19 protein-coding genes are annotated in these 21,540 nt (G+C 71.6%); 7 read left to right on the forward strand and 12 right to left on the reverse strand.

The genetic code is table 11. The features are described from left to right. The first annotated feature begins 50 nt into the window (after positions 1 to 50). The 4 genes from KV097_RS15730 to KV097_RS15745 all read left to right on the forward strand — a co-directional run bounded on the left by KV097_RS15730 (position 51) and on the right by KV097_RS15745 (position 4,149). The gene (locus KV097_RS15730; RefSeq protein ID WP_220366390.1) at positions 51 to 836 is read left to right on the forward strand and encodes a sensor histidine kinase; all 786 of its coding nucleotides are present in this window, start codon (positions 51 to 53) and stop codon (positions 834 to 836) included. Continuing rightward, positions 833 to 1,501, forward strand: a complete 669-nt coding sequence (locus KV097_RS15735; protein ID WP_220366391.1) for a response regulator transcription factor — start codon at positions 833 to 835, stop codon at positions 1,499 to 1,501. The genes KV097_RS15730 and KV097_RS15735 overlap by 4 nt, the downstream gene beginning before the upstream one ends. Positions 1,502 to 2,203: 702 nt before the next feature. Then, the gene (locus KV097_RS15740; protein ID WP_220366392.1) at positions 2,204 to 2,608 is read left to right on the forward strand and encodes a hypothetical protein; all 405 of its coding nucleotides are present in this window, start codon (positions 2,204 to 2,206) and stop codon (positions 2,606 to 2,608) included. Positions 2,609 to 2,775: 167 nt separating this feature from the next. After that, positions 2,776 to 4,149 (forward strand): FAD-dependent oxidoreductase, encoded by a 1,374-nt coding sequence (locus KV097_RS15745; RefSeq protein WP_220343170.1) that lies wholly within the window; start codon positions 2,776 to 2,778, stop codon positions 4,147 to 4,149. Positions 4,150 to 4,177: 28 nt separating this feature from the next. Here the strand turns inward: KV097_RS15745 and KV097_RS15750 are convergent, their stop codons facing one another. From KV097_RS15750 to KV097_RS15770, 5 genes are all read right to left on the reverse strand, one after another. Further along, complete coding sequence (locus tag KV097_RS15750) at positions 4,178 to 4,843, reverse strand: hypothetical protein (protein ID WP_220343169.1); 666 nt, start codon at positions 4,841 to 4,843, stop codon at positions 4,178 to 4,180. 3 nt (positions 4,844 to 4,846) lie between these two features. After that, positions 4,847 to 7,549, reverse strand: coding sequence for a type I DNA topoisomerase (topA, locus tag KV097_RS15755; RefSeq protein ID WP_220366393.1), 2,703 nt, complete (start codon positions 7,547 to 7,549; stop codon positions 4,847 to 4,849). Between the two features lie 146 nt (positions 7,550 to 7,695). Then, the gene (locus KV097_RS15760; protein WP_220366394.1) at positions 7,696 to 9,192 is read right to left on the reverse strand and encodes a methyltransferase; all 1,497 of its coding nucleotides are present in this window, start codon (positions 9,190 to 9,192) and stop codon (positions 7,696 to 7,698) included. Between the two features lie 78 nt (positions 9,193 to 9,270). Next, entirely contained in the window at positions 9,271 to 11,784 is a 2,514-nt protein-coding gene (locus KV097_RS15765) for a sodium-translocating pyrophosphatase (protein WP_220366395.1), read from the reverse strand. 166 nt (positions 11,785 to 11,950) lie between these two features. Continuing rightward, positions 11,951 to 12,301, reverse strand: coding sequence for an STAS domain-containing protein (locus KV097_RS15770; RefSeq protein ID WP_220345907.1), 351 nt, complete (start codon positions 12,299 to 12,301; stop codon positions 11,951 to 11,953). Between the two features lie 136 nt (positions 12,302 to 12,437). Here KV097_RS15770 and KV097_RS15775 point away from each other — a divergent pair, with 136 nt between their 5' ends. Then, positions 12,438 to 14,801 carry a DEAD/DEAH box helicase gene (locus tag KV097_RS15775; protein WP_301021794.1) on the forward strand — a complete coding sequence of 788 codons (2,364 nt, stop codon included), beginning with the start codon at positions 12,438 to 12,440 and terminating at the stop codon, positions 14,799 to 14,801. Between the two features lie 75 nt (positions 14,802 to 14,876). Continuing rightward, positions 14,877 to 15,413: a hypothetical protein gene (locus KV097_RS15780; protein WP_220366396.1), complete on the forward strand. Its 537-nt coding sequence runs from the start codon at positions 14,877 to 14,879 to the stop codon at positions 15,411 to 15,413. Here KV097_RS15780 and KV097_RS15785 read toward each other — a convergent pair. From KV097_RS15785 to ssd, 7 genes are all read right to left on the reverse strand, one after another. Continuing rightward, entirely contained in the window at positions 15,383 to 15,757 is a 375-nt protein-coding gene (locus tag KV097_RS15785; protein WP_220343162.1) for an Rv3654c family TadE-like protein, read from the reverse strand. The genes KV097_RS15780 and KV097_RS15785 overlap by 31 nt on opposite strands. After that, positions 15,757 to 16,092, reverse strand: a complete 336-nt coding sequence (locus KV097_RS15790) for a TadE/TadG family type IV pilus assembly protein (protein WP_220343161.1) — start codon at positions 16,090 to 16,092, stop codon at positions 15,757 to 15,759. The genes KV097_RS15785 and KV097_RS15790 overlap by 1 nt, the downstream gene beginning before the upstream one ends. A gap of 101 nt (positions 16,093 to 16,193) precedes the next feature. Continuing rightward, positions 16,194 to 16,382, reverse strand: coding sequence for a DUF4244 domain-containing protein (locus tag KV097_RS15795; RefSeq protein ID WP_220343160.1), 189 nt, complete (start codon positions 16,380 to 16,382; stop codon positions 16,194 to 16,196). A gap of 142 nt (positions 16,383 to 16,524) precedes the next feature. Next, positions 16,525 to 17,250 carry a type II secretion system F family protein gene (locus tag KV097_RS15800; RefSeq protein ID WP_220343159.1) on the reverse strand — a complete coding sequence of 242 codons (726 nt, stop codon included), beginning with the start codon at positions 17,248 to 17,250 and terminating at the stop codon, positions 16,525 to 16,527. Beyond that, positions 17,247 to 18,071 carry a type II secretion system F family protein gene (locus KV097_RS19830; RefSeq protein ID WP_220366397.1) on the reverse strand — a complete coding sequence of 275 codons (825 nt, stop codon included), beginning with the start codon at positions 18,069 to 18,071 and terminating at the stop codon, positions 17,247 to 17,249. Before KV097_RS19830 ends, KV097_RS15800 begins: the two co-directional genes overlap by 4 nt. A 5-nt stretch (positions 18,072 to 18,076) precedes the next feature. Beyond that, positions 18,077 to 19,273: a TadA family conjugal transfer-associated ATPase gene (locus tag KV097_RS15810; protein WP_220366398.1), complete on the reverse strand. Its 1,197-nt coding sequence runs from the start codon at positions 19,271 to 19,273 to the stop codon at positions 18,077 to 18,079. Between the two features lie 29 nt (positions 19,274 to 19,302). Then, positions 19,303 to 20,391: a septum site-determining protein Ssd gene (gene ssd / locus KV097_RS15815; RefSeq protein ID WP_220366399.1), complete on the reverse strand. Its 1,089-nt coding sequence runs from the start codon at positions 20,389 to 20,391 to the stop codon at positions 19,303 to 19,305. 146 nt (positions 20,392 to 20,537) lie between these two features. Between ssd and KV097_RS15820 the strand changes: the two genes are divergently transcribed. Further along, positions 20,538 to 21,371 (forward strand): HAD family phosphatase, encoded by an 834-nt coding sequence (locus KV097_RS15820; protein WP_301021798.1) that lies wholly within the window; start codon positions 20,538 to 20,540, stop codon positions 21,369 to 21,371. Positions 21,372 to 21,540: the final 169 nt, after the last annotated feature.

Raw genomic sequence — 21,540 nt, forward strand, 5'->3', positions numbered from 1 at the left:
GCATCTCTCGGCGGACGCGGACGACCCGACAGGTCGCTTACAGTGCACGGGTGCGCACCGACCGAGGGTGGAAGCGGTTCTACGCGGCGGGCTGGCTCGTCTCCGGCCTCGTCGCCGTCGCGGCCGCGCACCAGTGGAAGGCGCGGATGACGGTGCTCGAGGAGCGGCTCGCCGAGGCCGAGCGGGTCCGCGAGGAGGTGCTGCGCCGTCGCGTCGCCGAGGAGCAGCTGCGCATCGCCCGCGAGCTGCACGACTCGCTCACGCACAGCATCTCGGTGGTGACGATGCAGGCCGGCGTCGCCGCCCACCTCGCTCGCAAGCGTGGTGAGGAGGTCCCGGGAGCGCTCTCGGCCATCCAGGAGGCGGCCGGTGAGGCGTCGCGGGACCTGCGCGAGACCTTGAGCGTTCTGCGACGCGACGACCAGGTCAACGGCTACGGCCTGGGCGACCTCCCCCGCCTGGTCGCCCTCAGCAGCCACGCCGGCATCCAGCCGCGCCTGACCGTGTCAGGGGACCGCCGGACGGTCCCCGTGGAGGTCGACTCCGCGGCGTACCGGATCGTGCAGGAGGCGCTGACGAACGTCGCGCGGCACGCCGGTCCCACCGAGGCGCGGGTCGTCGTGGAGTACGAGGTCGATCTGGTGACCGTCCGCATCGACGACGACGGGCGACCCGAGACGTCGCGCCCTCCTGCGCGACCCGGGCTCGGACTGATCGGGATGCGAGAGCGGACCAACGCGCTCGGCGGCAACCTGACCGCCGGCAGGCGCCCCGACGGCGGGTTCTCGGTGGTCGCCCGGCTGCCGCTGAGTGTCGACGGCCCGGTCATGCTGTGATCCGGGTCCTGCTCGTCGACGACCAGCCGCTGATCCGTGCGGGGCTGCGGGCGCTGCTCGACGCGGAGGACGACCTCGAGGTGGTCGCGGAGGCCGAGGACGGAGCGTCGGCCCTCGAGCAGGCGGTGGCGCACCGACCTGACCTCGTCATGATGGACGTCCAGATGCCCGTCGTCGACGGGATCGAGGCGACCCGACGGATCGTGGAGGACGAGCGGCTCTCGTCCGCGCGCGTCGTCGTGCTGACGAACTATGGGCTCGACGAGTACGTGTTCGACGCCCTGCGCGCCGGCGCGAGCGGGTTCCTCGTCAAGGACACCGAGCCTGCCGAGATCGTGCAGGCGCTGCGCGTGGTCGCCGACGGGGACGCGCTCCTGTCACCGGCGATCACGCGACGGCTGATCAGCGAGTTCGTCGCGCGTCCTCCGGAGGTCGTCTCCGTCTCGACGCTCGAGGCCCTGACCGCACGGGAGCGCGAGGTCGTCGCACTGGTCGGCTACGGCCTGAGCAACGACGAGATCGCCGAGCGGCTCGTCGTCAGCCCGACCACGGCCAAGACCCACGTGAGCCGGGCGATGACCAAGACCGGCGTCCGCGACCGCGCGCAGCTGGTGGTGTTCGCCTACGAGACCGGGCTCGTCCAGCCTCGCGAGCGCGAGTCCTGACCGGCGCGACCAGGCCCACAGTGAGCAGGAGACACGCGAACTGCGCTCACGCATCGAGGCCGAGCAGCGGGGAGCACGCGCCGAGCAGCACATGAGGGACCAGCTCCGCAGCCGCTATGGCGTGGACGTCAACAACACCCAAGCCGACCCTGCGGCCGTACGGGCGGCGGCCGTCGTTCGCCGAGTCAACGATCGGATCGCAACTGCGGCTAGCCAAGCAGGGGTGTGGGCGTTGCATCAGTGAGTTCGCGAGAAGTTCATGGGTCACGGCGCGTGCGGGCCGTCAGAATGGATCAATGGGCCCCCTTTCTCCGTCGCGACCTCGTTCCATCCCAACGCGGGCGGCCAGTTCGCATGCGCCTTCGCCGTCGGTGACCAACTGATCGCGGCTGGTGGATGAACACAACATCACGTGCCATCGCGGGCATCGCGGTCGTCGCAGCCCTGTGGGTAGGTGGGTGTGGTGCGGATGGCAGTGGGGGTTCGGACTCTGCAGGTCGGTCGGATTCTGCTGTCGCTAGTCCGACACCTCGGAACGAGACGACGTTCGCGCCTCTTCCCCCTGTCACCGCGGCAGGCTCCGGACCGGATGTTTCGTCCCCGCTCCAGGACAGGGCATCGAAGGCTGCGACGGTCGATGCCTCACGTTCCGGCCCGGCTCGAGCCGACGCCGAGCGATTCGCCCTGATCTTCTCTCAAGCCGTGGTCGATCTTCGAGATCCCGTAGACATCGAGGCGTTGCTCGACGAGGTGGGTGCTGATGACCTTCCTCTGTCCACGAGGTCAGGTCTGGTGGATGAGGGAGAGCAGGCGAGCGCCGGTCTCGACCGATTCTGGAAGACGGATGACCCGATGTGGATTCGCACACAGCTGGTCGGGGGAACGGAGGAACCCTCGTCAGTGATGGTCGAGATCGCAGGTTCCATCGGGGTGACTCAGTGGCCGGACTACACCGGTTGGTCGCTGCTGCGCATCGATGTTGTCCGTGCCGATGACCAGTGGGAGGTCTCTGGCTTTTCGGCGGGCGGCAGACGTGCGCGCCCGGACGACGCCGACCCTCAGCTCCGCGATCAGCTCGAGGGCAAGGGGTGGCGCCGAGTGATCTGACCGCGAGATCGTCGGGCAGCGGGTCGAGGAACGACGGCTCGCTGACGCCGCCGCCGTAGACCTTCACGTTCAATGCCGACCAGAGCCTCTTCGAGTCCTGACCGGCGCGACCAGACATGCAGGCGCGGCCGGACCCGAGAGCGGCCGCGCCTGCATAGGATCGTCGCGTGGCGAACGTGGATGTGATCGTGGTCGGGGCCGGCGTGTCCGGTCTGGTGACGGCCGACCGCGTCCGCGCGGCCGGTCGCAGCGTCGTGGTGCTCGAGGCGAGGGGCCGGGTCGGTGGCCGTACGCTCACCGAACCCGTGCCGGCCAGGGACGGCAGCGACTCGCTCGACGGTCTCGTCGTCGACTCCGGTGCCGGCTGGGTGGCTCCGGACCAGAAGCTCCTGCAGGCAGAGCTCGCACGGTTCGGCCTCGACACCACCCCCCAGGCTCGTCCGGGTGACGCTCTCGTCTCGTTGCGCGGACGCGCGCGCCGCGCCTCCGGGCACGACCGGGTGTTCGACGCGGTCACGACCGCCGACATCGCCCAGGCGATGCTGCGCTTCTCAGCCGCGGCTGACAAGGTCGACCTGTCCGCGCCGTGGCGCAGCGACAACGCCACCCGCTACGACGCGCAGACCTTCGAGAGCTGGATCCGCCGTACGTGCCTGACCAGCAAGGGACGCGACTACTTCCGCGTCGTCTGCGAGGGCGTGCTCGCGACCGAGCCGCAGAACGTATCGCTGCTGCACGTCCTCTTCTATGCCAAGTCGGGCGGAGGTTTGCTGACGCTCCTCGCGACCGGCGGCGGCGCTCAGGACGCTCGGGTCGACGGCGGGATGCAGCAGGTGGCCGAGCGACTCGCCGACGGCCTCGGCCCGTGGGTCCGGCTGCACGAGCCGGTGACGACGATCATGCACGATGCCGACGGGGTCTCCGTCCACAGCGAGTCCGGAGCGACGACCGCGCACCGCGTCGTCGTGACCGTCCCTCCGGCGCTGGCGTCGGGCATCGAGTACCTCCCCGGCCTCCCGCAGGACCGGACGCTGCTCACCCAACGGATGCCGCACGGGAGCGTCGTCAAGTGTCACGCCGTCTATCGACGCCCGTTCTGGCGCGACGAGGCGCTGTCGGGTGAGATCTTCTCCGACCAGGGACCGGCGAAGGTCGTGTTCGACACCAGTCCGTCCGACGGCGCGTACGGCGTCCTGACCGTGCTCGTCGAGGGCGAGGACGCCGTCCGCCTCGGCACGATGGACCCTGCCCGGGCCCGCGACGCGGTGCTGCGAGGGCTTGCGGGCCACATCGGGCCCAAGGCCATGGACATCGTCGGCTACCTCGCGAAGGACTGGACGGCGGCGGAGTGGACGCGCGGGTGCTACGGCGCGCACCTCCCGCCCGGCGCCTGGACACAGGTCGGCCGGGCGCTGCGTACGCCGGTGGGCCGCATCCACTGGGCCGGCACGGAGACGGCGGAGCGATGGTGCGGCTACGTCGACGGCGCGATCTCCTCCGGCGAGCGTGCCGCGAGCGAGGTGCTCGGCGCGCTGCCCTAGAGCCGCGCCGCGCCGCAGGTCGGCTCGCTCAGCCGAGAGCCATTAGGCGCTGGGCGAGCATCCCGAACTGCTCCTCGGCCGGCAGCTCGCCGATCTCGGGCCAGATCTCGGCGCGAGAGTAGGGGTCGGCGTTGACCAGCTCGCCGCTAGGTGTCTCGAGGACGACACCCTGCGGCTCTCCCCACAGGACGCTGTCGGGGTCGACGTCGCCGCCGGGCTCGATCCTCGCATCGGCCTCGCCGAAGACTCCGAACGTCGCGTCCGCACCGCCGAGGAACGCCACGTTCGACCCCGGCGGAGCGAGCTCGGCGGGGTCGGGCTCGCCCTCGTCGACACGCACCGGGACCGCGATCTGGTCGCCGGTCACGAGCTTCGTGGTGTCCTTCACGACCTGGTCGACGTCGACCAGCACCACGTCGTACGGGATGCGGTCCTTCTCCTCCCCACCCTCGGAGAGCACCAGCGTCGGGCCGTCCTCCCAGGAGGCGACGGTCCCCAGCACGACCACCGGAGACTCCTTCGCCAGCTCCTCTGGAGAGGCGTAGCCCAGGCGCTGACGGTCGCCCCCGGCCAACGGAGGGGTCGAGGACGACACCGTCGGGTCGACCGATCCCGCGGCCTCCTCCGGCGCTTCGCCACCACACCCGGCGAGGGCGAGCAGAGCCGCGGCGAGCAGCGCCGCCGTACGACGCACCGCTCAGGCCTTCTTGGTCGCCGCGGTCTTCGTGGCCGGCGCCTTCTTGGCGGTCGCCTTCTTGGCTGCCGTCTTCTTGGCCGGCGCCTTCTTGGCTGCCGTCTTCTTGGCCGGCGCCTTGCGTGCCGTCTTCTTGACCGGGCCCTTCGCGCGCTTCTCGGCGAGCAGCTCGGCGGCCCGCTCGAGCGTGATCGTCTCGACCTCGTCGCCCTTGCGCAGCGTCGCGTTGACCTGGCCGTCGGTGACGTACGGCCCGAAGCGACCGTCCTTCACCACGACCGGCTGCTTGGACTCCGGGTCGTCACCGAGCTCCTTCAGCGGGGCAGCGGCCGCCCGGCGTCCGCGCTGCTTCGGCTGGGCGTAGATCGCCAGCGCCTCGGGCAGCGTGATCGAGAAGATCTGGTCCTCGGTCTCGAGCGAGCGGGAGTCGGTGCCCTTCTTGAGGTACGGGCCGTAGCGACCGTTCTGGGCGGTGATCTCGTCGCCGCTCTCGGGGTCGGCGCCGACCACGCGCGGCAGGGACAGCAGCTTGAGCGCGTCCTCGAGCGTCACCGAGTCCAGGTCCATCGACTTGAAGAGCGAGCCGGTGCGCGCCTTCTCCTTCTTGGGCGCGTCCTCGGGGAGCACCTCGGTCACGTACGGCCCGAAGCGACCGTTCTTCGCGACGACCACCCGCCCGGTGGACGGATCCGTGCCGAGCTCACGGTCCTGCCCGGCGGGGTTGGCGAGCAGCTCCTTGGCCTTGTCGAGCGTCAGCTCGTCGGGCGGCAGGTCGTCCGGGACGTTCGCGCGCTGCATGACGCCGTCGGCGTCGGGTCCCTCGAGGTACGGGCCGTAGCGTCCGACGCGCAGCGCGATCCCGTCGCCGAGCTCGAACGTCGACAGCTCCCGTGCGTCGATCTCGCCGAGCCCGTCGACGAGGCGCTTCAGGCCGGTGTTGCCGTCGTCGTCGCCGTAGTAGAACCCGTGCAGCACGTGCGGGCGCTGCTCGCGACCGGCCGCGACGTCGTCGAGCACGTCCTCCATGGTGGCGGTGAACGCGTAGTCGACCAGGCGTCCGAAGTGACGCTCCATGAGCCGCACCGTCGAGAAGGCGATCCACGACGGCACCAGCGCGGTGCCCTTCTTGTAGACGTAGCCACGGTTGAGGATCGTCTGGATGATCGAGGCGTACGTCGACGGGCGGCCGATCTCGCGCTTCTCGAGCTCACCGATCAGCGTCTGCTCGGTGTAGCGGGACGGCGGCTTGGTGGTGTGCCCCGCTGCGTCGAGCGACTCGACGGTGACGGTGTCCCCCTCGGCGACGTCGGGCAGCCGGGTCTGCTTGTCGTCGGACTCGGCCTCCGGGTCGTCGGCGCCCTCGACGTAGGCCTTGAGGAAGCCGTAGAAGGTGATCGTGCGGCCGGAGGAGGTGAACACGCACTCCTCGCCGGACGCCGAGGTCGCCCCGGTGCGCACGGTCAGGGTGCTGCCCTTGGCGTCCTTCATCTGCGACGCGATCGTGCGCATCCAGATCAGCTCGTAGAGCCGGAACTCGTCGCCGGTGAGGCCGGTCTCGGCGGGGGTGCGGAAGGTCTCTCCGGCCGGACGGATCGCCTCGTGCGCCTCCTGGGCGTTCTTGACCTTCGACGCGTAGGTCCGCGGCGCCTCCGGGAGGTAGTCGGGGCCGTACAGCTCGCGCACCTGGGCCCTCGCCGCGTTCAGCGCGGTCTGCGAGAGGGTCGTGGAGTCCGTACGCATGTAGGTGATGTAGCCGCCCTCGTACAACCGCTGGGCGACCTGCATCGCGCGCTGCGCACCCCACGAGAGCTTGCGGCCGGCCTCCTGCTGCATGGTCACGGTGCGGAAGGGGGCGTACGGACGGCGCGTGTACGGCTTGGACTCGACGGACTGCACGGTGAAGACGCGGTCCTGGAGCCCCTCGGCGAGCGCTGCGGCGCGGGACTCGTCGAGGTGCACGATCGCGGGGCTGGTCAGCTCGCCCTCGGAGCTGAAGTCGCGACCCTGCGCCACGCGGGCACCGCCGACCGACAGCAGGCGCGCCGGGAACGAGCGCGGGTCCTTGTCCTGGCCGGCGTCGAAGCGGGCGTCGAGGTCCCAGTACGAGGCTGCACGGAAGGCGATGCGCTCGCGCTCCCGCTCGACGACCATCCGCGTCGCGACCGACTGCACACGGCCGGCGGAGAGGCCGGACATGACCTTCTTCCACAGGACCGGGCTGACCTCGTAGCCGTAGAGGCGGTCGAGGATCCGTCGGGTCTCCTGCGCGTCGACGAGGTCCTCGTTGATGGTCCGGGTGTTGGCGATCGCGTTCTGGATCGCCTGAGGGGTGATCTCGTTGAAGGTCATGCGACGCACGGGGACCTTCGGCTTGAGCTCCTCCACGAGGTGCCAGGCGATCGCCTCGCCCTCGCGGTCCTCATCGGTCGCGAGGATGAGCTCGTCGGACTCCTTGAGGAGCTTCTTGAGCTTGGTGATCTGCGCCTTCTTGTCCGCGGGCACCACGTAGACCGGCTCGAAGTCGCCGTCGACGTCGACGCCGAGGCGCGCCCAGGGCTGTCCCTTGTACTTCGCCGGGACCTCGGCCGCGCCGTTGGGCAGGTCGCGGATGTGGCCGTACGAGGCCTCGACGACGTAGCCCTTGCCGAGGTAGCCAGCGATCTGGGCGATCTTCTTCGGCGACTCGACGATGACGAGAGAGGTCACGGTGCTGGGTGCTCCTGGTCCTGTGCTGTCGGGACGCTGCCCCCGAGGGGCAGGCCGCAGTGCGTCACAAAGGCGTGACGCGGCCCAAGGTAGCGCGTGTCGGCAAGATGGCGGGTACGGGACTCCCCACCGGCGAGCCGCCCGGCTCAGTGCAGGTAGCCGTCGGCGACCAGCTCGCGCACCGTCGGCAGCGTCGCCCGGCGGAGCGCGGCGGGCTCCTCCCCGAGGATCTGGGCGAGCGCGTCGATGATCTGCCCGACAGACAGTTCACCGTCGCAGGCACCGACCAGACCGGCCTCGGCCGTGTCGAGCTGCCTGGCTCTCCGTACCCCTCGCTGCAGGCGGACCAGGATGACCTCCGGATCCGCGGCGCCGGCGGGACCGACACTCTCCTGGACGAGGTCCTCGGCCTGGACGAGATGGGCGGCGAGCAGCGCGTCGTCGGACGCGCCGGCGTACGCGTCGGTGCGCTCCGCCCAGGCTGCGACGTGCGGGCCGATGGGCTGCTCGATCTCGTACGGCCACTCCTCCAGGCGCAGCACCGGCTCGTCACGCCCGATGTTGCGCAGGCTCAGCCAGCCGAACCCGATCGCCTCGATCCGCTGCTCCTCGAACCACGCGAGCCACGTGTCGTAGCGCTGCACGTAGTCCGGCGCTCCCTGGAGACCGGCGTCGGCGAGCCACATCTCGACGTAGGTCGGGAGGTCCGCCACCTCACGCTGCAGCACCCAGGCGTCGCAACCGGTGCCCTCGAGCCACCCGGAGATCCGCTCGGTCCACGGCTGTCCCTCGACGTGCACCCAGTTGGCGAGGACCTGGCACCAGCCGCCGGGGTTGAGGTACGAGGAGGCCTCGGACACGATCCGCCGGACGACCTCGTCGCCCGGGAGGCCGGAGTCGCGGTAGACCAGCCGCTCGCCGGTCGCCGGCGACACCACGAACGGCGGGTTGGTCGCGATCAGGTCGAACCGCTCGCCGTGGACGGGTGCGAAGAGACTGCCGTCTCGCACCTCGTACGCCGGTGTCGCGGGGTCCTCGGCGTTGATCGCCGCGGTCGCCCGTGCCATCGCCAGGGCGCGAGGGTTCACGTCGGTGCCGACGACGCGGTCGGCGTGGGTCGCCAGGTGGAGCGACTGGACGCCACAACCGGTGCCCAGGTCCAGCGCGCTGCCGACAGGGGTACGGACAGTCAGCTGCGCCAGCGAGGACGAGGCCTCGCTGATGCCCAGGACGTGCTCCGGCCCGACCGTGCGCGGGCTCCCGTCGAGCCCGGGAGTCAGATCGCAGACCACCCACCAGTCGTGGTCCTCGTCCCCGTACGCCCTCAGGTCGACCCGCGCAGCGACCTCACCGACGGAACGCTCGAGGATCCCGGCGACGGTGAGCGGGTCGACGAGCCCGGGGAGAGCGCGTTCGGCGTCGTCGAGCGTGACCGGCATCTGGAGGGCGAACAGCCGCGTGAGCGTCGACAGCGGGGAGCCGTCGGTGGTCGCCCGCCGGCCGGGTGTCGTCTCGTTGCGCATGAGCGCACGGTGGGCGTCGGCTCCGAGGAGACCAGCGACACCGTCGACCGTGTAGGGGGCGGCACGCAGGGCGTCGCGCAGGGCGTCGCGCAGGGCAGCAGCGTCGGAGTCGCGGAGCATGGCCTCACCCTAGGCGCGACCCCCCGACGTGCCGGAGGGCCGCACCCCTGTGGGGTACGGCCCTCCGGGCAGCGGGCACTAGACCGGTCGCGGGTCCTGGTAGCCGGACTGGTCCCACTCGGGCGGGTCGGGCACCGGACCACGGCGTGGCTCGCGGTCCTCGTCGCTCGACGGGTCGTAGTCGACGCCGGGGGGCGTGACCTCGTCAGGCTCGCCGCCGTGCCCGCCGCCGTGGGACCCGTCGTCACCCGCACCCGGGTCGTCGGTGATCGCCGTGGTGCGGTTCCGAGCCACGACCACGGCCACCACGATGATCGCCAGGGAGACGCCGGCGATCGTGAAGCGCAACGGGTCGCTGGCGTCATCGCCGTACGACATCGTGACGATCGCCGGGGCGATGAGCAGCGCGACGAGGTTCATCACCTTGAGGAGCGGGTTGATCGACGGACCGGACGTGTCCTTGAACGGGTCACCGACGGTGTCACCGATCACGGTGGCCTCGTGCGCCGCGGACCCCTTGCCGCCGTAGTGGCCGTCCTCGACGAGCTTCTTGGCGTTGTCCCACGAGCCGCCGGCGTTGGCGAGCATGACGGCCATCAGGGTGCCCGCCGCGATAGCGCCGGCGAGGTAGGACCCGAGCGCCGTGATCCCGAGACCGAATCCGACCGTGATGGGGGCAAAGATCGCGAGGACGCCGGGTGTCGCCAGCTCACGCAGGGAGTCGCGGGTGCAGATGTCGACCACGCGGCCGTACTCCGGGCGACCCGTGCCCTCCATGATGCCGGGGATCTCGCGGAACTGACGGCGCACCTCGTAGACGACCGCCCCGGCGGCACGGCCGACGGCGGCGATCGAGAGTCCGGAGAAGAGGAACACCACGGACGCACCGATGATGAGTCCGACCAGGTTGTTCGGCTCGGCGATGTTGAGCACCCCGAGCAGACCGAGCAGCTCGCTGGCTCCCTCGTCCGTGACCCCGGCGAGGTCGTTCGCCTCACGCGTGACGATGTCGGCGAACGACCCGAACAGCGCCGTCGCCGCCAGCACAGCGGTCGCGATCGCGATGCCCTTGGTGATCGCCTTGGTGGTGTTGCCGACCGCGTCCAGCTCAGTGAGGATCTGGGCGCCCTTCTCGTCGACGTCGCCCGACATCTCTGCGATGCCCTGCGCGTTGTCGCTGACCGGCCCGAAGGTGTCCATGGCGACGATGACGCCGACCGTGGTCAGCAGGCCACAGCCGGCGAGCGCCACCGCGAACAACGACACCAGGACGACGCCGCCGCCGAGCAGGAACGCGCCGTAGACGGCGGCGGCGATCACGAGCGCGGTGTAGACGGCCGACTCGAGGCCGAGCGAGAACCCGGACAGGATGACCGTCGCCGGGCCGGTGAGCGCCGTCTTGGCGACGTCCTTGACGGGGCGGTGGTCCGTGCCGGTGAAGTAGCCGGTGAGCGCCAGGATGACCGAGGCGAGCACGATGCCGATCAGGACGGCGACGATCGCGACGACCTGCGGGTTGAAGTTGCCCGGATCCTCGACGAGACCGAGCTGTCCGAAGAAGCCCTCGATCGCCGTGCCGCCGCCGGCGCCGGTGAGATCGGCGGAGCTGGACGGCAGGTAGAGGAACGCTGCGATGGTGCAGCCGATGGCCGAGACGATCGCCGACAGGTAGAAGGAGCGGTTGATCGTGGTGAGACCGCCCTCGCCCTCGCGGGGACGGGTGAGGAAGACGCCGAGGATCGCGGTCAGCGCACCGATCGCCGGGACGATCAGCGGGTAGACGAGGCCCTCCTCGCCGAAGGTCACCGAGCCGAGGATGAGTGCGGCGACCAGCGTCACCGCGTACGACTCGAAGAGGTCCGCGGCCATGCCGGCGCAGTCTCCCACGTTGTCGCCGACGTTGTCGGCGATGGTGGCGGCGTTGCGCGGGTCGTCCTCAGGGATGCCCTGCTCGACCTTGCCGACGAGGTCGGCGCCGACGTCGGCGGCCTTGGTGAAGATGCCGCCGCCGACTCGCATGAACATCGCGAGGAGCGCGGCACCGAAGCCGAAGCCCTCGAGCACCGACGGGGCGTCGCCCTTGTAGATGAGCACGACGACCGAGGCGCCGAGCAGGCCGAGTCCGACGGTGGACATGCCCACGAAGCCGCCGGTACGGAACGCGATGCGCATCGCCGGGTCGCGGCCCTCGTTCTGCGCCGCGGCCGCAACGCGGATGTTGGCCCGCACGGCGAGCCACATCCCCAGATAGCCGATGGTCGCGGAGAAGAGAGCGCCGACGAGGAAGAAGATGGAGCGTCCGACCCGGATCTCGGCGTCGCCGGGGAGGATGAAGAGGAGGAGGAACGCCAGGACGACGAAGACCCCGAGGGTCTTGAACTGTCGCGCAAGGTAGGCCGACGCGCCCTCTTGCACCGCGCGGCCGATCTCTTGCATCCGCGGAGTGCCTTCTGAGGCGTCGAGAACCTGCTTGCGGAACAGGGCAGCCATCACCAGAGACACGACCGCAATCGCGGCGACCGCCGCGACGAGGGTGAGATTTGTCCCGGTCAGGGACAGATCTGTGGATGCTGCCAGCGGAACGTACGTCATACGGATCCTTCCTCGGCACGGCGCACGGGTGCGCTGACTCGGACGTGCCCGAACAGACAACCAGCAACGTGACCTAGGACACAACCATTTGGGTGACGCCACATCGATTTGTGACCAGAAGTCTGCGGGGTCCGCAGCGACGCCGCACCCGGAGGCCGCAGGAGGGTCAGGACCCGTCGCGGTGGGCGTCGATCGCGTCGTCGACGCTGGTGTAGATCCCGAACACCTTGGCGAGCCCGGTGATCTCGAAGATCTTGAGCAGACGCTCGCGGGTGCAGACGACATCGAGGCTGCCGTCGTGGGCGCGGACCCGCTTGAGCCCCCCGACGAGGACACCGAGGCCGGTCGAGTCGAGGAAGTCGACCTGCTCGACGTTGACGATGACACGGTGGTGGCCGCCCTCGATGAGGTCGGCCAGGGCCTCCCGCAGCCGCGGTGCCGTGTAGACGTCGATCTCGCCCGCGACGTCGACGACACGAAAGCCGTCGAGCGCTCGGGTCTCCAGCGACAGGTCCACGACGGCTGCTCCTGCACATCGGCGGGTGGGACAGACGACATTCAATCACGCGACCGGCGGCGCAAACGGCCTGCCGCGGGAACGCTGCGGGCCCGATGAGGCCGGATCCGCTTGCCGTCCTTGGGAGACTTTGGATGTGCCCGATCCGATCGAGACCCTGCTGCGACTGCCGGGTGCCACGGACGGTCGTCTGCTGCACCTCGCTCGCGAGGATGCGCGCGACGCCGTCTATGCGCCGTGGCCGTCGTGGGTGAGCGACGCGCTGCGCGCGCGCTATCGCGCCGTAGGCGTCGAGACGCTGTGGGCACACCAGGCGGAGGCCGCCGAGCTGGCTCACGCCGGGCATCACGTGGTGGTCGCGACGGGGACCGCGTCGGGGAAGTCGGCGGCCTACCAGCTGCCGGCGCTGGCTGCTCTCGAGGCCGGGCGAGCGGCCGACCTCCGTCGGGGCAGGGGTCCGACTGTCCTGTATCTGGCGCCGACGAAGGCGTTGGCGCACGACCAGCTCCAGGGGCTGTGCCGCATCACCTCGGGGTGGGAGGAGGTCCGCGCCGCCGCGGTGGACGGAGACAACACCCGCGAGGAGCGGAAGTGGGCGCGGGACCACGCGAACTATGTCGTCACGAACCCCGACCTCCTGCACCGCACGCTGCTGCCCTCGCACGCGCGGTGGGCACGGTTCTTGTCCGGCCTCCAGTACGTCGTGGTCGACGAGTGCCACCACTATCGCGGCGTCTTCGGCTCGCACGTGTCGCACGTGCTGCGGCGGCTCCGCCGGATCGCGGCGCACTACGGCGCAAATCCCGTCGTCGTGCTGGCCTCGGCGACGGTGGCCGACCCGGCACGGTCGGCGTCGCGGCTTGCCGGGGCGCCGGTGCGGGCGGTGACCGACGACTCCGCCCCGCGCGGCGAGGTCGCGTACGCCCTGTGGGAGCCGCCGCTCGTGGAGTCTGCCGGCGGCGAGAACGGCGCGCCGGTGCGACGCCCCGCGACGGTCGAGGCGGCGGGGCTGCTCGCGGACCTCGTGGCCGCGGGCGTGCGCACCCTGGCCTTCGTCAGGTCGCGACGCGGCGCGGAGGCGGTCGCGATGTCGACGCGTCGGATGCTCGCCGAGGCGGATGCCGAGCTCGCCGAACGGGTCGCCACCTATCGCGGCGGCTACCTGCCTGAGGAGCGGAGGGCGATCGAGCGGGATCTCCGCAGCGGCGCCCTGCTGGGGCTCGCGAGCACCAACGCGCTCGAGCTGGGGATCGACATCGCGGGCTTGGACGCCGTGGTGACGACCGGCTTCCCCGGGACCCGAGCGGCGTTGCGGCAGCAGTTCGGGCGGGCGGGTCGTGACGGGTCTCGGGCAGCGGGCGTGTTCATCGCGAGGGACGACCCGCTCGACACGTATCTCGTGCACCACCCGGAGGCGCTGCTCGGGGCGCCGGTCGAAGGCACCGTCTTTGATCCGTCCAACCCGCACGTCATCGGCCCACACCTGGCTGCGGCCGCCCAGGAGCTGCCGCTGACGGTCGCCGACCTCGAGCTCTTCGGTGAGGGGGCAGCCGAAGGTGTCGACGCGCTCGCCGAGGCCGGGTGGCTCCGGCGTCGGCCGCAGGGGTGGTTCTGGACGCGCCGGGAGCGGGCCGCCGACCTCGTCGACATCAGATCGGTCGGTGGCCCCGCCGTCCAGATCGCCGACGACGCGACAGGGCGTGTGCTCGGCACGGTCGACGGTGGACGGGCCGACTCCACCGTCCACGAGGGCGCGGTCTACGTGCACCGGGGCGAGACCTACGTCGTCGAGCACTACGAGCCCGCCGACCAGATCGCTCTCGTCCGCCCGGACCGTCCCGACCACACCACCACGGCACGGTCGGTGACCGACATCGCGATCGTCGCCGAGCGGGCGGCGGTGCCGTGGGAGCGTGCCACGGTCGCCTTCGGTGACGTCGACGTCACCAGCCGAGTCGTCTCGTACGTGAAACGCCGGTCGGGATCGGCCCAGATCCTCGCCGAGATCCCCCTCGACCTCCCGGAGCACACGCTGCGGACGACCGCGGTCTGGTGGACGTTGCCCGGCCGCGTCGTCGAGAGCCTCGACCTCGACGCGGCCGACGTCCCCGGGGCGGCCCACGCCGCCGAGCATGCGTCGATCGGCCTGCTGCCGCTCCTCGCGACGTGCGACCGGTGGGACATCGGCGGCGTGTCGACCGCCCTGCACCCCGACACCGGCATGCTCACGGTCTTCGTCCACGACGGGATCCCGGGCGGGGCCGGCTTCGCCCGTCGCGGGTACGACATGGCTCGCACGTGGCTCGCGACGACACGTGACGCGATCGCCTCGTGCGCCTGCGACACAGGGTGCCCGTCGTGCGTGCAGTCGCCGAAGTGCGGGAACGGCAACAACCCCCTCTCCAAGCGGGGCGCCGTGGTGCTTCTCGACGCGCTTCTCGCCGGCGCACCCGGGCACGACGACGCGGCCCAGCCGGTCGGAGGCACACGCTCCGGGTGACCGGACGGCGCGGGATCCGGGTCGAACCCCCCGGATGCGGTTATCGTGGCGACACGATCGGAAGGTGGGGGACCGATGATCGCTGTCGGAGTGCTGCTGCTCGCGCTCGCCGTCTTGGTGGGCGTCGTCGTGACCATCGAGGCGACCGACCCCGTGAGGATGGACGTCCTCGGCTGGGACGTCGCGACGGACGGGATGGGCGTGTTCTGGGCCGGTGCGGCGACGATGCTCGTCGCGGTCGTCGGGCTCGCGCTGGTCGTCCGGGGAGCCCGCCGTGGCTACCGCGTGCGCAAGGAGAACCGGCAGCTCCGCAAGGAGCAGCGCCGCCGGGAGAAGGAACAGGCGCAGGGAAGCCCGCAGGGTCCCGCCGGAGTGCCTGGAGATCGCCCTGACGACAGCGCTGCCGCCCCACGGGATCAGGCGTACGACCCCGAGAGCGAGCGGGCCTACGACCCCGCGTACGACGCTCCAGCGGATCCGACGATGGCGGACCCGTACGAGACCCCGACGGCCGACGAAGGTCGCGTCGAGGCGCCGCACGAGAGCACGACCCAGGAGGGGTATCCGCCCGAGGACCCCCGTCACGGCCCTTCCGCTCCCCCGGGGCGGTAGTCCGACGGCGCGGCACGAGCGGTCCGGTGGACGGAGATCGACCGTCCCCACAGACGCGCCGACCGCTCGACGACGACGGTGGCCACCGCCTCCTCGACGGTGCAGCGGTGCAGGACCGTCAGATTGGCGGACGCGACGCGGCGCGCCGCCTCGCAGCCGTCGTCGCCACGGAGCACCGCCTGGCTCGCGGCCAGCGCGGCGAGGTCGGCGCTCGCGGTGACGTGGTGCTGCAGGCGCGCGACGGCGGCAACGTGGAGCGTCACGGCGCATGCCGTGGTGGCCACGACGGCGAGGACGGCGGCGTACACCGTCGCGGCCCCCCGCTCGGCCGGCTGCCGGTCCATCACGAGCCGTCCTCGTCGGCGCTCACCGCGGTCGCCTGCAGCGACAGCGCGAATCCCCTCACGATCGGGAGATCGACCCGCGCCTCGTGAGCCACCGTCACCACGGTGGTCGACTCGCGGCCCTCGTCGATCTCGACGACCGATCCCTGAGGTGCCATGGCTCGGACACCCTCCCGGACGGCGTCCGAGTCGTCGCCTCGCGCCGCCATCCGTGCGCCCTCTCGCGCGGCATCGACCAGCCGCACCTGGGTGATCCCCATCGTCGTCGCCCACACCAGCGCGAACGCCAGGGCCACGAGGAAGGGCAGGATCATCGCCGTCTCCGCGGTGACCATCCCCTGGTCCTCGGTGTCTGCTCTGCCCAGCCGCACTCGTCGTCCTCCCTCTGTCGGCCAGGTGCGGGCCTGCGCCAGTCGCAGGCCCACACCCGGCTGCCTCACATGAACGGCAGGAGCTCGATGCCCTTCTCGAAGACGTTCTTGATGAAGTCGTTGAACCAGTCCGAGGTCGCGATGCTGTAGATGGCGCCGCCCACGGTGCATGCGCCGACCGTGCCGACGGCGTACTCCGAGGTGGTCATGCCCCGCTCGTCGGCACGGGCACGCAAGGTCTTCAGGAATGTCATGGGATCTCCTCAGTGGGTGTGTCACGGACGCGGACGCGATCTGGCCGCATCTTCAAGGTGGGTCCGCGACCTCTGCCGGGCCCGTGGCGGTGACCGGGCTGGGGACGCCGCCGGGCTGTGGACGCGGCATCGTGCAGCGGGGTCACAGCTGCAACGACGTGAAGGTCGACACGATCGTCGGCACGACCCCGAGGAGCAGGAACGCAGGCAGGAAGCACGCCCCCAGCGGCGCGGCCGTCCGGACGCCGACCGACCGCGCTCTCTCCAGCGCCTGGGCGGCGGCGGAGGCCCGGAGGTCGTCGGCGCTGCGGACGAGCGAGCGCCCGACCGGCGTGCCGCTGCGTGAGGCTCGGGCGAAGGCGCGGGCGAGCGGTGCCAGGACCGGATCGTCGACGAGCTCGCGCCAGACGGTCACCGGATCGGAGCCGATCTCGAGCCGTACCGCGACGCCCGCCAGCCGCTCGCCCAGTGGACCTCCAACCGCGCCACCGACCAGCTCGAGCGCGTGGTTCGAGGGCCGTCCCGACTCGATGGCGGCAACCACGAGGTCCAGCGCCACGGGCAGCGCCGCGATCTCCGCCTCGCGTCGCCGGCGGACGGCCGCGGGCTCCAGCCGCCGGATCCACCAGGTGACGCCACCCCCTGTCACCGCCCCGGCGACGAGACCGAGCGTGCCCCCGACCACCAGGAGAACCGCGGCGGTCGCGAGCATCCCGGCGAACCAGGGAGCCGTCACCCATCCCGGGCGGACACGCGCGGAGGAACCGGCGTCGGTCTGAAGAGGCAACGCGCGCAGTCGCCCGGTCCGTGGGGTGTCGCAGGCCAGTGAGACCGCCCACCAGGCGAGGAGACCGGCGACCACGCTCATCGCGCGACACCGTCGGTGATCCGCTCGACCCACAGGACCCCGAGGGCTGCGAGTGCGACACCAGCCACGAGGCACCACGAGCCTGCGCCACCGCCGAGCAGGAAGGCCACCGGGTTGCCACCCAGGGCAGCGCCGAGCGCGAGGGCGAGCACTGGGAGGACGGCGAGGAGTCGAGCGGTCGCCCTGGGCGGCCCGAGCGTCGCGTCGACCTCCCTCACCAGGTCGTCGCGCGCGCGGAGGTCGTCGACGACACGATCGAGGACCGACGCCAGGGCACCGCCGGCGCGGGCGCTCACCGTCCACGCCGCCGCCACGTCGGCGAGGCCCTCGGCGCCGGGACGCTCCGCCGCCGTTCGGAACGCCGCGCCCGCGTCGCCACCCAGCCGCACGTGGGCGGCGACCGCCCGGAGAACCGGGTAGTCGCCGGCGACCCGTTCGATCGCCATCGCCGCCGGAAGTCCGGCGGCGAGCTCGGCTCCCAGAGCCTCACAGGCCGCGGTTGTCCCCGTATGGGTGGCCCGGCGATCACGACGGGCTCGCGACCGGGCACGCAGACCCGCGACCAGCCACGCGATGCATCCGGCCACGACAACGACGGCAGGCGTGACACCGGTCGTCGCGAGGACGGCGACGGTCGCCGCCGCGACGAGGGCAGGTCGCGTCGCGGCAGCTCTCGCCGATCGCCGCTCAGGTGCGGAGACGAGCTGACGCCTGCTCGAGGTGACGGCTGCGGAGACGCGGCGGCTGCTCGCGGGCCCCCAGCCCAGCAGGACCGTCGCCGCCCCGAGGCACGCCGCCCCTGCGACGTCCCATCCCGCCACGGCCGTCACTCGATGCCCTCGAGACCGTCCGTCCGGAGCTCGCCGAGGCTGGGGAGGAGCTCCCTCAACCGGTCACGGCCGGGACCCTCCTCGACCCGCCCGTGACCGATCACGGTCAGTGCGGCCGTGCACTCGACCGTGCGGTCGGCCGTCGGCCGGAAGACGGCCACCTCGGCGACCCGTCGTCGACCGCCGCTGTCCCTGACGAGATGGACGACGAGGTCGAGCGCCGCCGCGAGCTGACTGTGGAGCGCGGCGCGAGGAAGCCCTGCCGCCATCGCCAACGCCTCGAGCCGTGCCGGCACGTCCCGCGACGTGTTGGCGTGGAGCGTCCCGCAGCCTCCCTCGTGACCGGTGTTGAGCGCGCCGAGGAGGTCGACCACCTCGGCGCCTCGCACCTCCCCGACGACGAGACGGTCCGGGCGCATCCGCAGTGCCTGGCGGACGAGGTCTCGGAGGACGACGCTCCCCGCGCCCTCGACGTTGGCCGGCCGTGATTCGAGCGCAACCACGTGGGGGTGGTCCGGCCGGAGCTCGCTCGCATCCTCCACGAGCACGAGGCGTTCGAGCGGGTCGACCGCACCGAGCATGGCCGACAGGAGCGTCGTCTTGCCCGTGCCGGTGCCGCCGGTGACGAGGAAGGCGGTCCGATGACGGACGACCGCGTGCAGCACCCGGCCCACGGCGGAGGCGAAGGCGCCCAGCTCGGCCAGCTCGTCGAGGGAGTAGCCGACGCGCGCGGGCACACGCAGCGACAGCGCGGTGCCTGGTCTGGCGAGGGGAGCGAGCACGGCGTGCAGACGCGTCCCGTCCGGGAGCCGTACGTCGACGAACGGCGAGGCGTCGTCCAGCCGACGCCCTGCGGCAGCAGCGAGCCGCTGGGCCAGCCGCCGCACCGCGTCGTCGTCCTCGAAGACGACGTCGGTGCGCTCGAGGCCCGCACCACGATCGACGTACACCGCCTCGGGGCCGTTCACGAGGACGTCGGTCACCCCGACGGTGCGCAAGAGGCCCTCGAGAGGTCCGGCACCCACCGTCTCCCGGTGAAGCGCGTCGACCACAGCGAGGACCGTCGTGTCACCGTGGACATGCCCTCCGACGCGCAGTGCCTCGGCCACGCGCTCCGGCGTAGGCCGCACACCGGCGGCGGCGATGCGGTCCCGCACCTCGACGACGAGACCTCGCTCCGGAGCCCTGGGCACGACGTGCTGGCCCCCTGCCCGCGTCGGCCTCACGCGGCGATCTCCGGGCCGAGCGACGCCCAGACCGAACGGGCGGCGGCGCGGACCGAGGAGTGGCGAGCGACCGGCCCCACTCCCTCCTCGACCGCCCGCCGGAAGCGGGGGTCCTCGCCGACTGTCGCGAGGAGGGGAAGATCGAGCGCGTCGGCGACGACGTCCGAGGGCAGGGCTCCACGGCGCCGTCGCACCACGACCCGGACGTCGGTCGCCCATGCCGACACGCGGCGCACGACGCCGGTCGCCGCACCGACCGCGCGGACATCGGCGGGGACGACGACCACCAGCACGGCAGCACGGGTCACGATCTCGGCAGCGGCGTCATCGAGGTGGCGAGGCAGGTCGACGACCACGAGGTCGTGCACCCGCCGCACCGCAGTGAGCACCGACCGGACGACCTCGTCGCGCGCCGGGTCGGTGAGTCCGCGCTCCCACGACAGGACGGCGAGCCCGCCCGAGCGGGGCAACGATCGACGCAAGGCCGCGCCGCTGAGCCGACCGTGGGTCGAGGCGAGGTCGCCCCACCGAAGGCCGGCGGCGTCCTCGTCACCGAGCAGAAGGTCGAGACCGCCTCCGAAGGGGTCACCGTCGACCAGGAGCACCTCCCCACCGTCGCCCCTGCGGTCAGCAGCGGCACACAGCGCGACGGCGGCCGCGAGCGACGAGGCACCTGCGCCACCGCACCCGCCGACGAACGCGAGCACGGGCGCATCACCGGCACCGCCGTCTGCCCGGTCGACGAGCACCTCGGCCAGCGTGTCGTCGTCGCGCGGGAGCACGAGCACCGCCTCGGCACCCACGGCGAGAGCGGTGCTCCAGGTGGCCGGCAGCGGATCGGCGACGGCGACCACCCAGACGTCCGGGCGTCGCTCGGGCGCCGGCGCCGCCCGGGGGCCGAGGACGTCGTCGCCGAGCACGACCACCGAGGCCGTGCTCCACAGCGACCGCGCGGCACCGAGCTCCCTGCAGACGACCGGCTCCACACCGGCTCCGGCGCACAGCCGGAGGACGGCGTCGAGGATCTGCTCGGAAGCGGTGACCAGCAGGGGTCGTGACGGCGCGGTGGCGTACGAGGCAGGCATGCCCCAAGGGTGTGTCCCGCCACCCGGTCACGGACGCACCGCTCGTCGGCCTGTGGACACCGCCGCCCTGGGGACGGGCGTTGTCGCCGCACCTTGTCTGGAGTTATTCGTCGGTGCTCGTCCCAACGGCTGTCTATGCTGATCGGGTGACCACGTCCGAGGCGACGCCCGTGCCCCGTGCGCGCACGCGCTCAGCGGCGTTCTTCGACCTCGACAAGACGATCATCGCCCGGTCGAGCACGCTCGCGTTCTCCAAGCACTTCTACGACTCCGGGCTCATCAACCGGCGATCGGCGCTACGCAGCGCCTACGCGCAGTTCGTCTTCGCACTCCAGGGGGCCGACCAGGCCCAGATGGAGAAGATGCGCGCCTATCTCACCCAGCTCGTCAAGGGGTGGGACGTCGAGACCGTGCGTCAGGTGGTCGCCGAGACGTTGCACACCGTCGTCGACCCGCTGGTCTACGCGGAGGCGGTCGAGCTGATCGGTGCTCACCACCAGGCGGGGCGCGACGTCGTGATCGTGTCCGCGTCCGGCTCGGAGGTGGTCGAGCCGATCGGCGCCCTGCTCGGTGCGGACCGCGTGATCGCGACCCGGCTGGTCGAGGAGGAAGGGCTCTACACCGGCGAGATCCGGATGTACGCCTACGGCGAGAACAAGGCCGTCGCCATCCGTGAGCTGGCCGAGGCCGAGGGCTACGACCTCAGCGACTCCTACGCCTACTCCGACTCCGAGACGGACATCCCCATGCTCGTCGAGGTCGGCCATCCCTCGGCGGTCAATCCCGACAAGGGTTTGCGCCGCGTCGCCGTCGAGGAGGGTTGGCCGATCCTCGAGTTCGCCGAGCCGGTGGCGCTGAAGACCCGTATCTCGCTCGACTCGACCGGCAGCAAGGTCGCTGCGGCCGGTCTGGCTGCCGCGGCCGTCTCCGCCGCGGCAGGAGTCGCTCTGCATCAGATCAAGAGGCGCCGGACCGACTGACGACCCGACCTGGTCGGATTCTGTCGCCCCGGAGGGGTAGCCGTAACCCGCTGAAGCGGGTACAAAGGAGACAGGAAAGCGGCAGACCGGATACTCGGTACCCACGCGGCGATCATCCCGTCCTAGAGGGAGACCGCTCACGGGAGAACCCATCGAGGCCCCGGAGTGG

The sequence above is a fragment of the Mumia sp. zg.B17 genome (assembly GCF_019550915.1).
In the GTDB taxonomy this organism is placed as follows: Bacteria; Actinomycetota; Actinomycetes; order Propionibacteriales; family Nocardioidaceae; genus Mumia.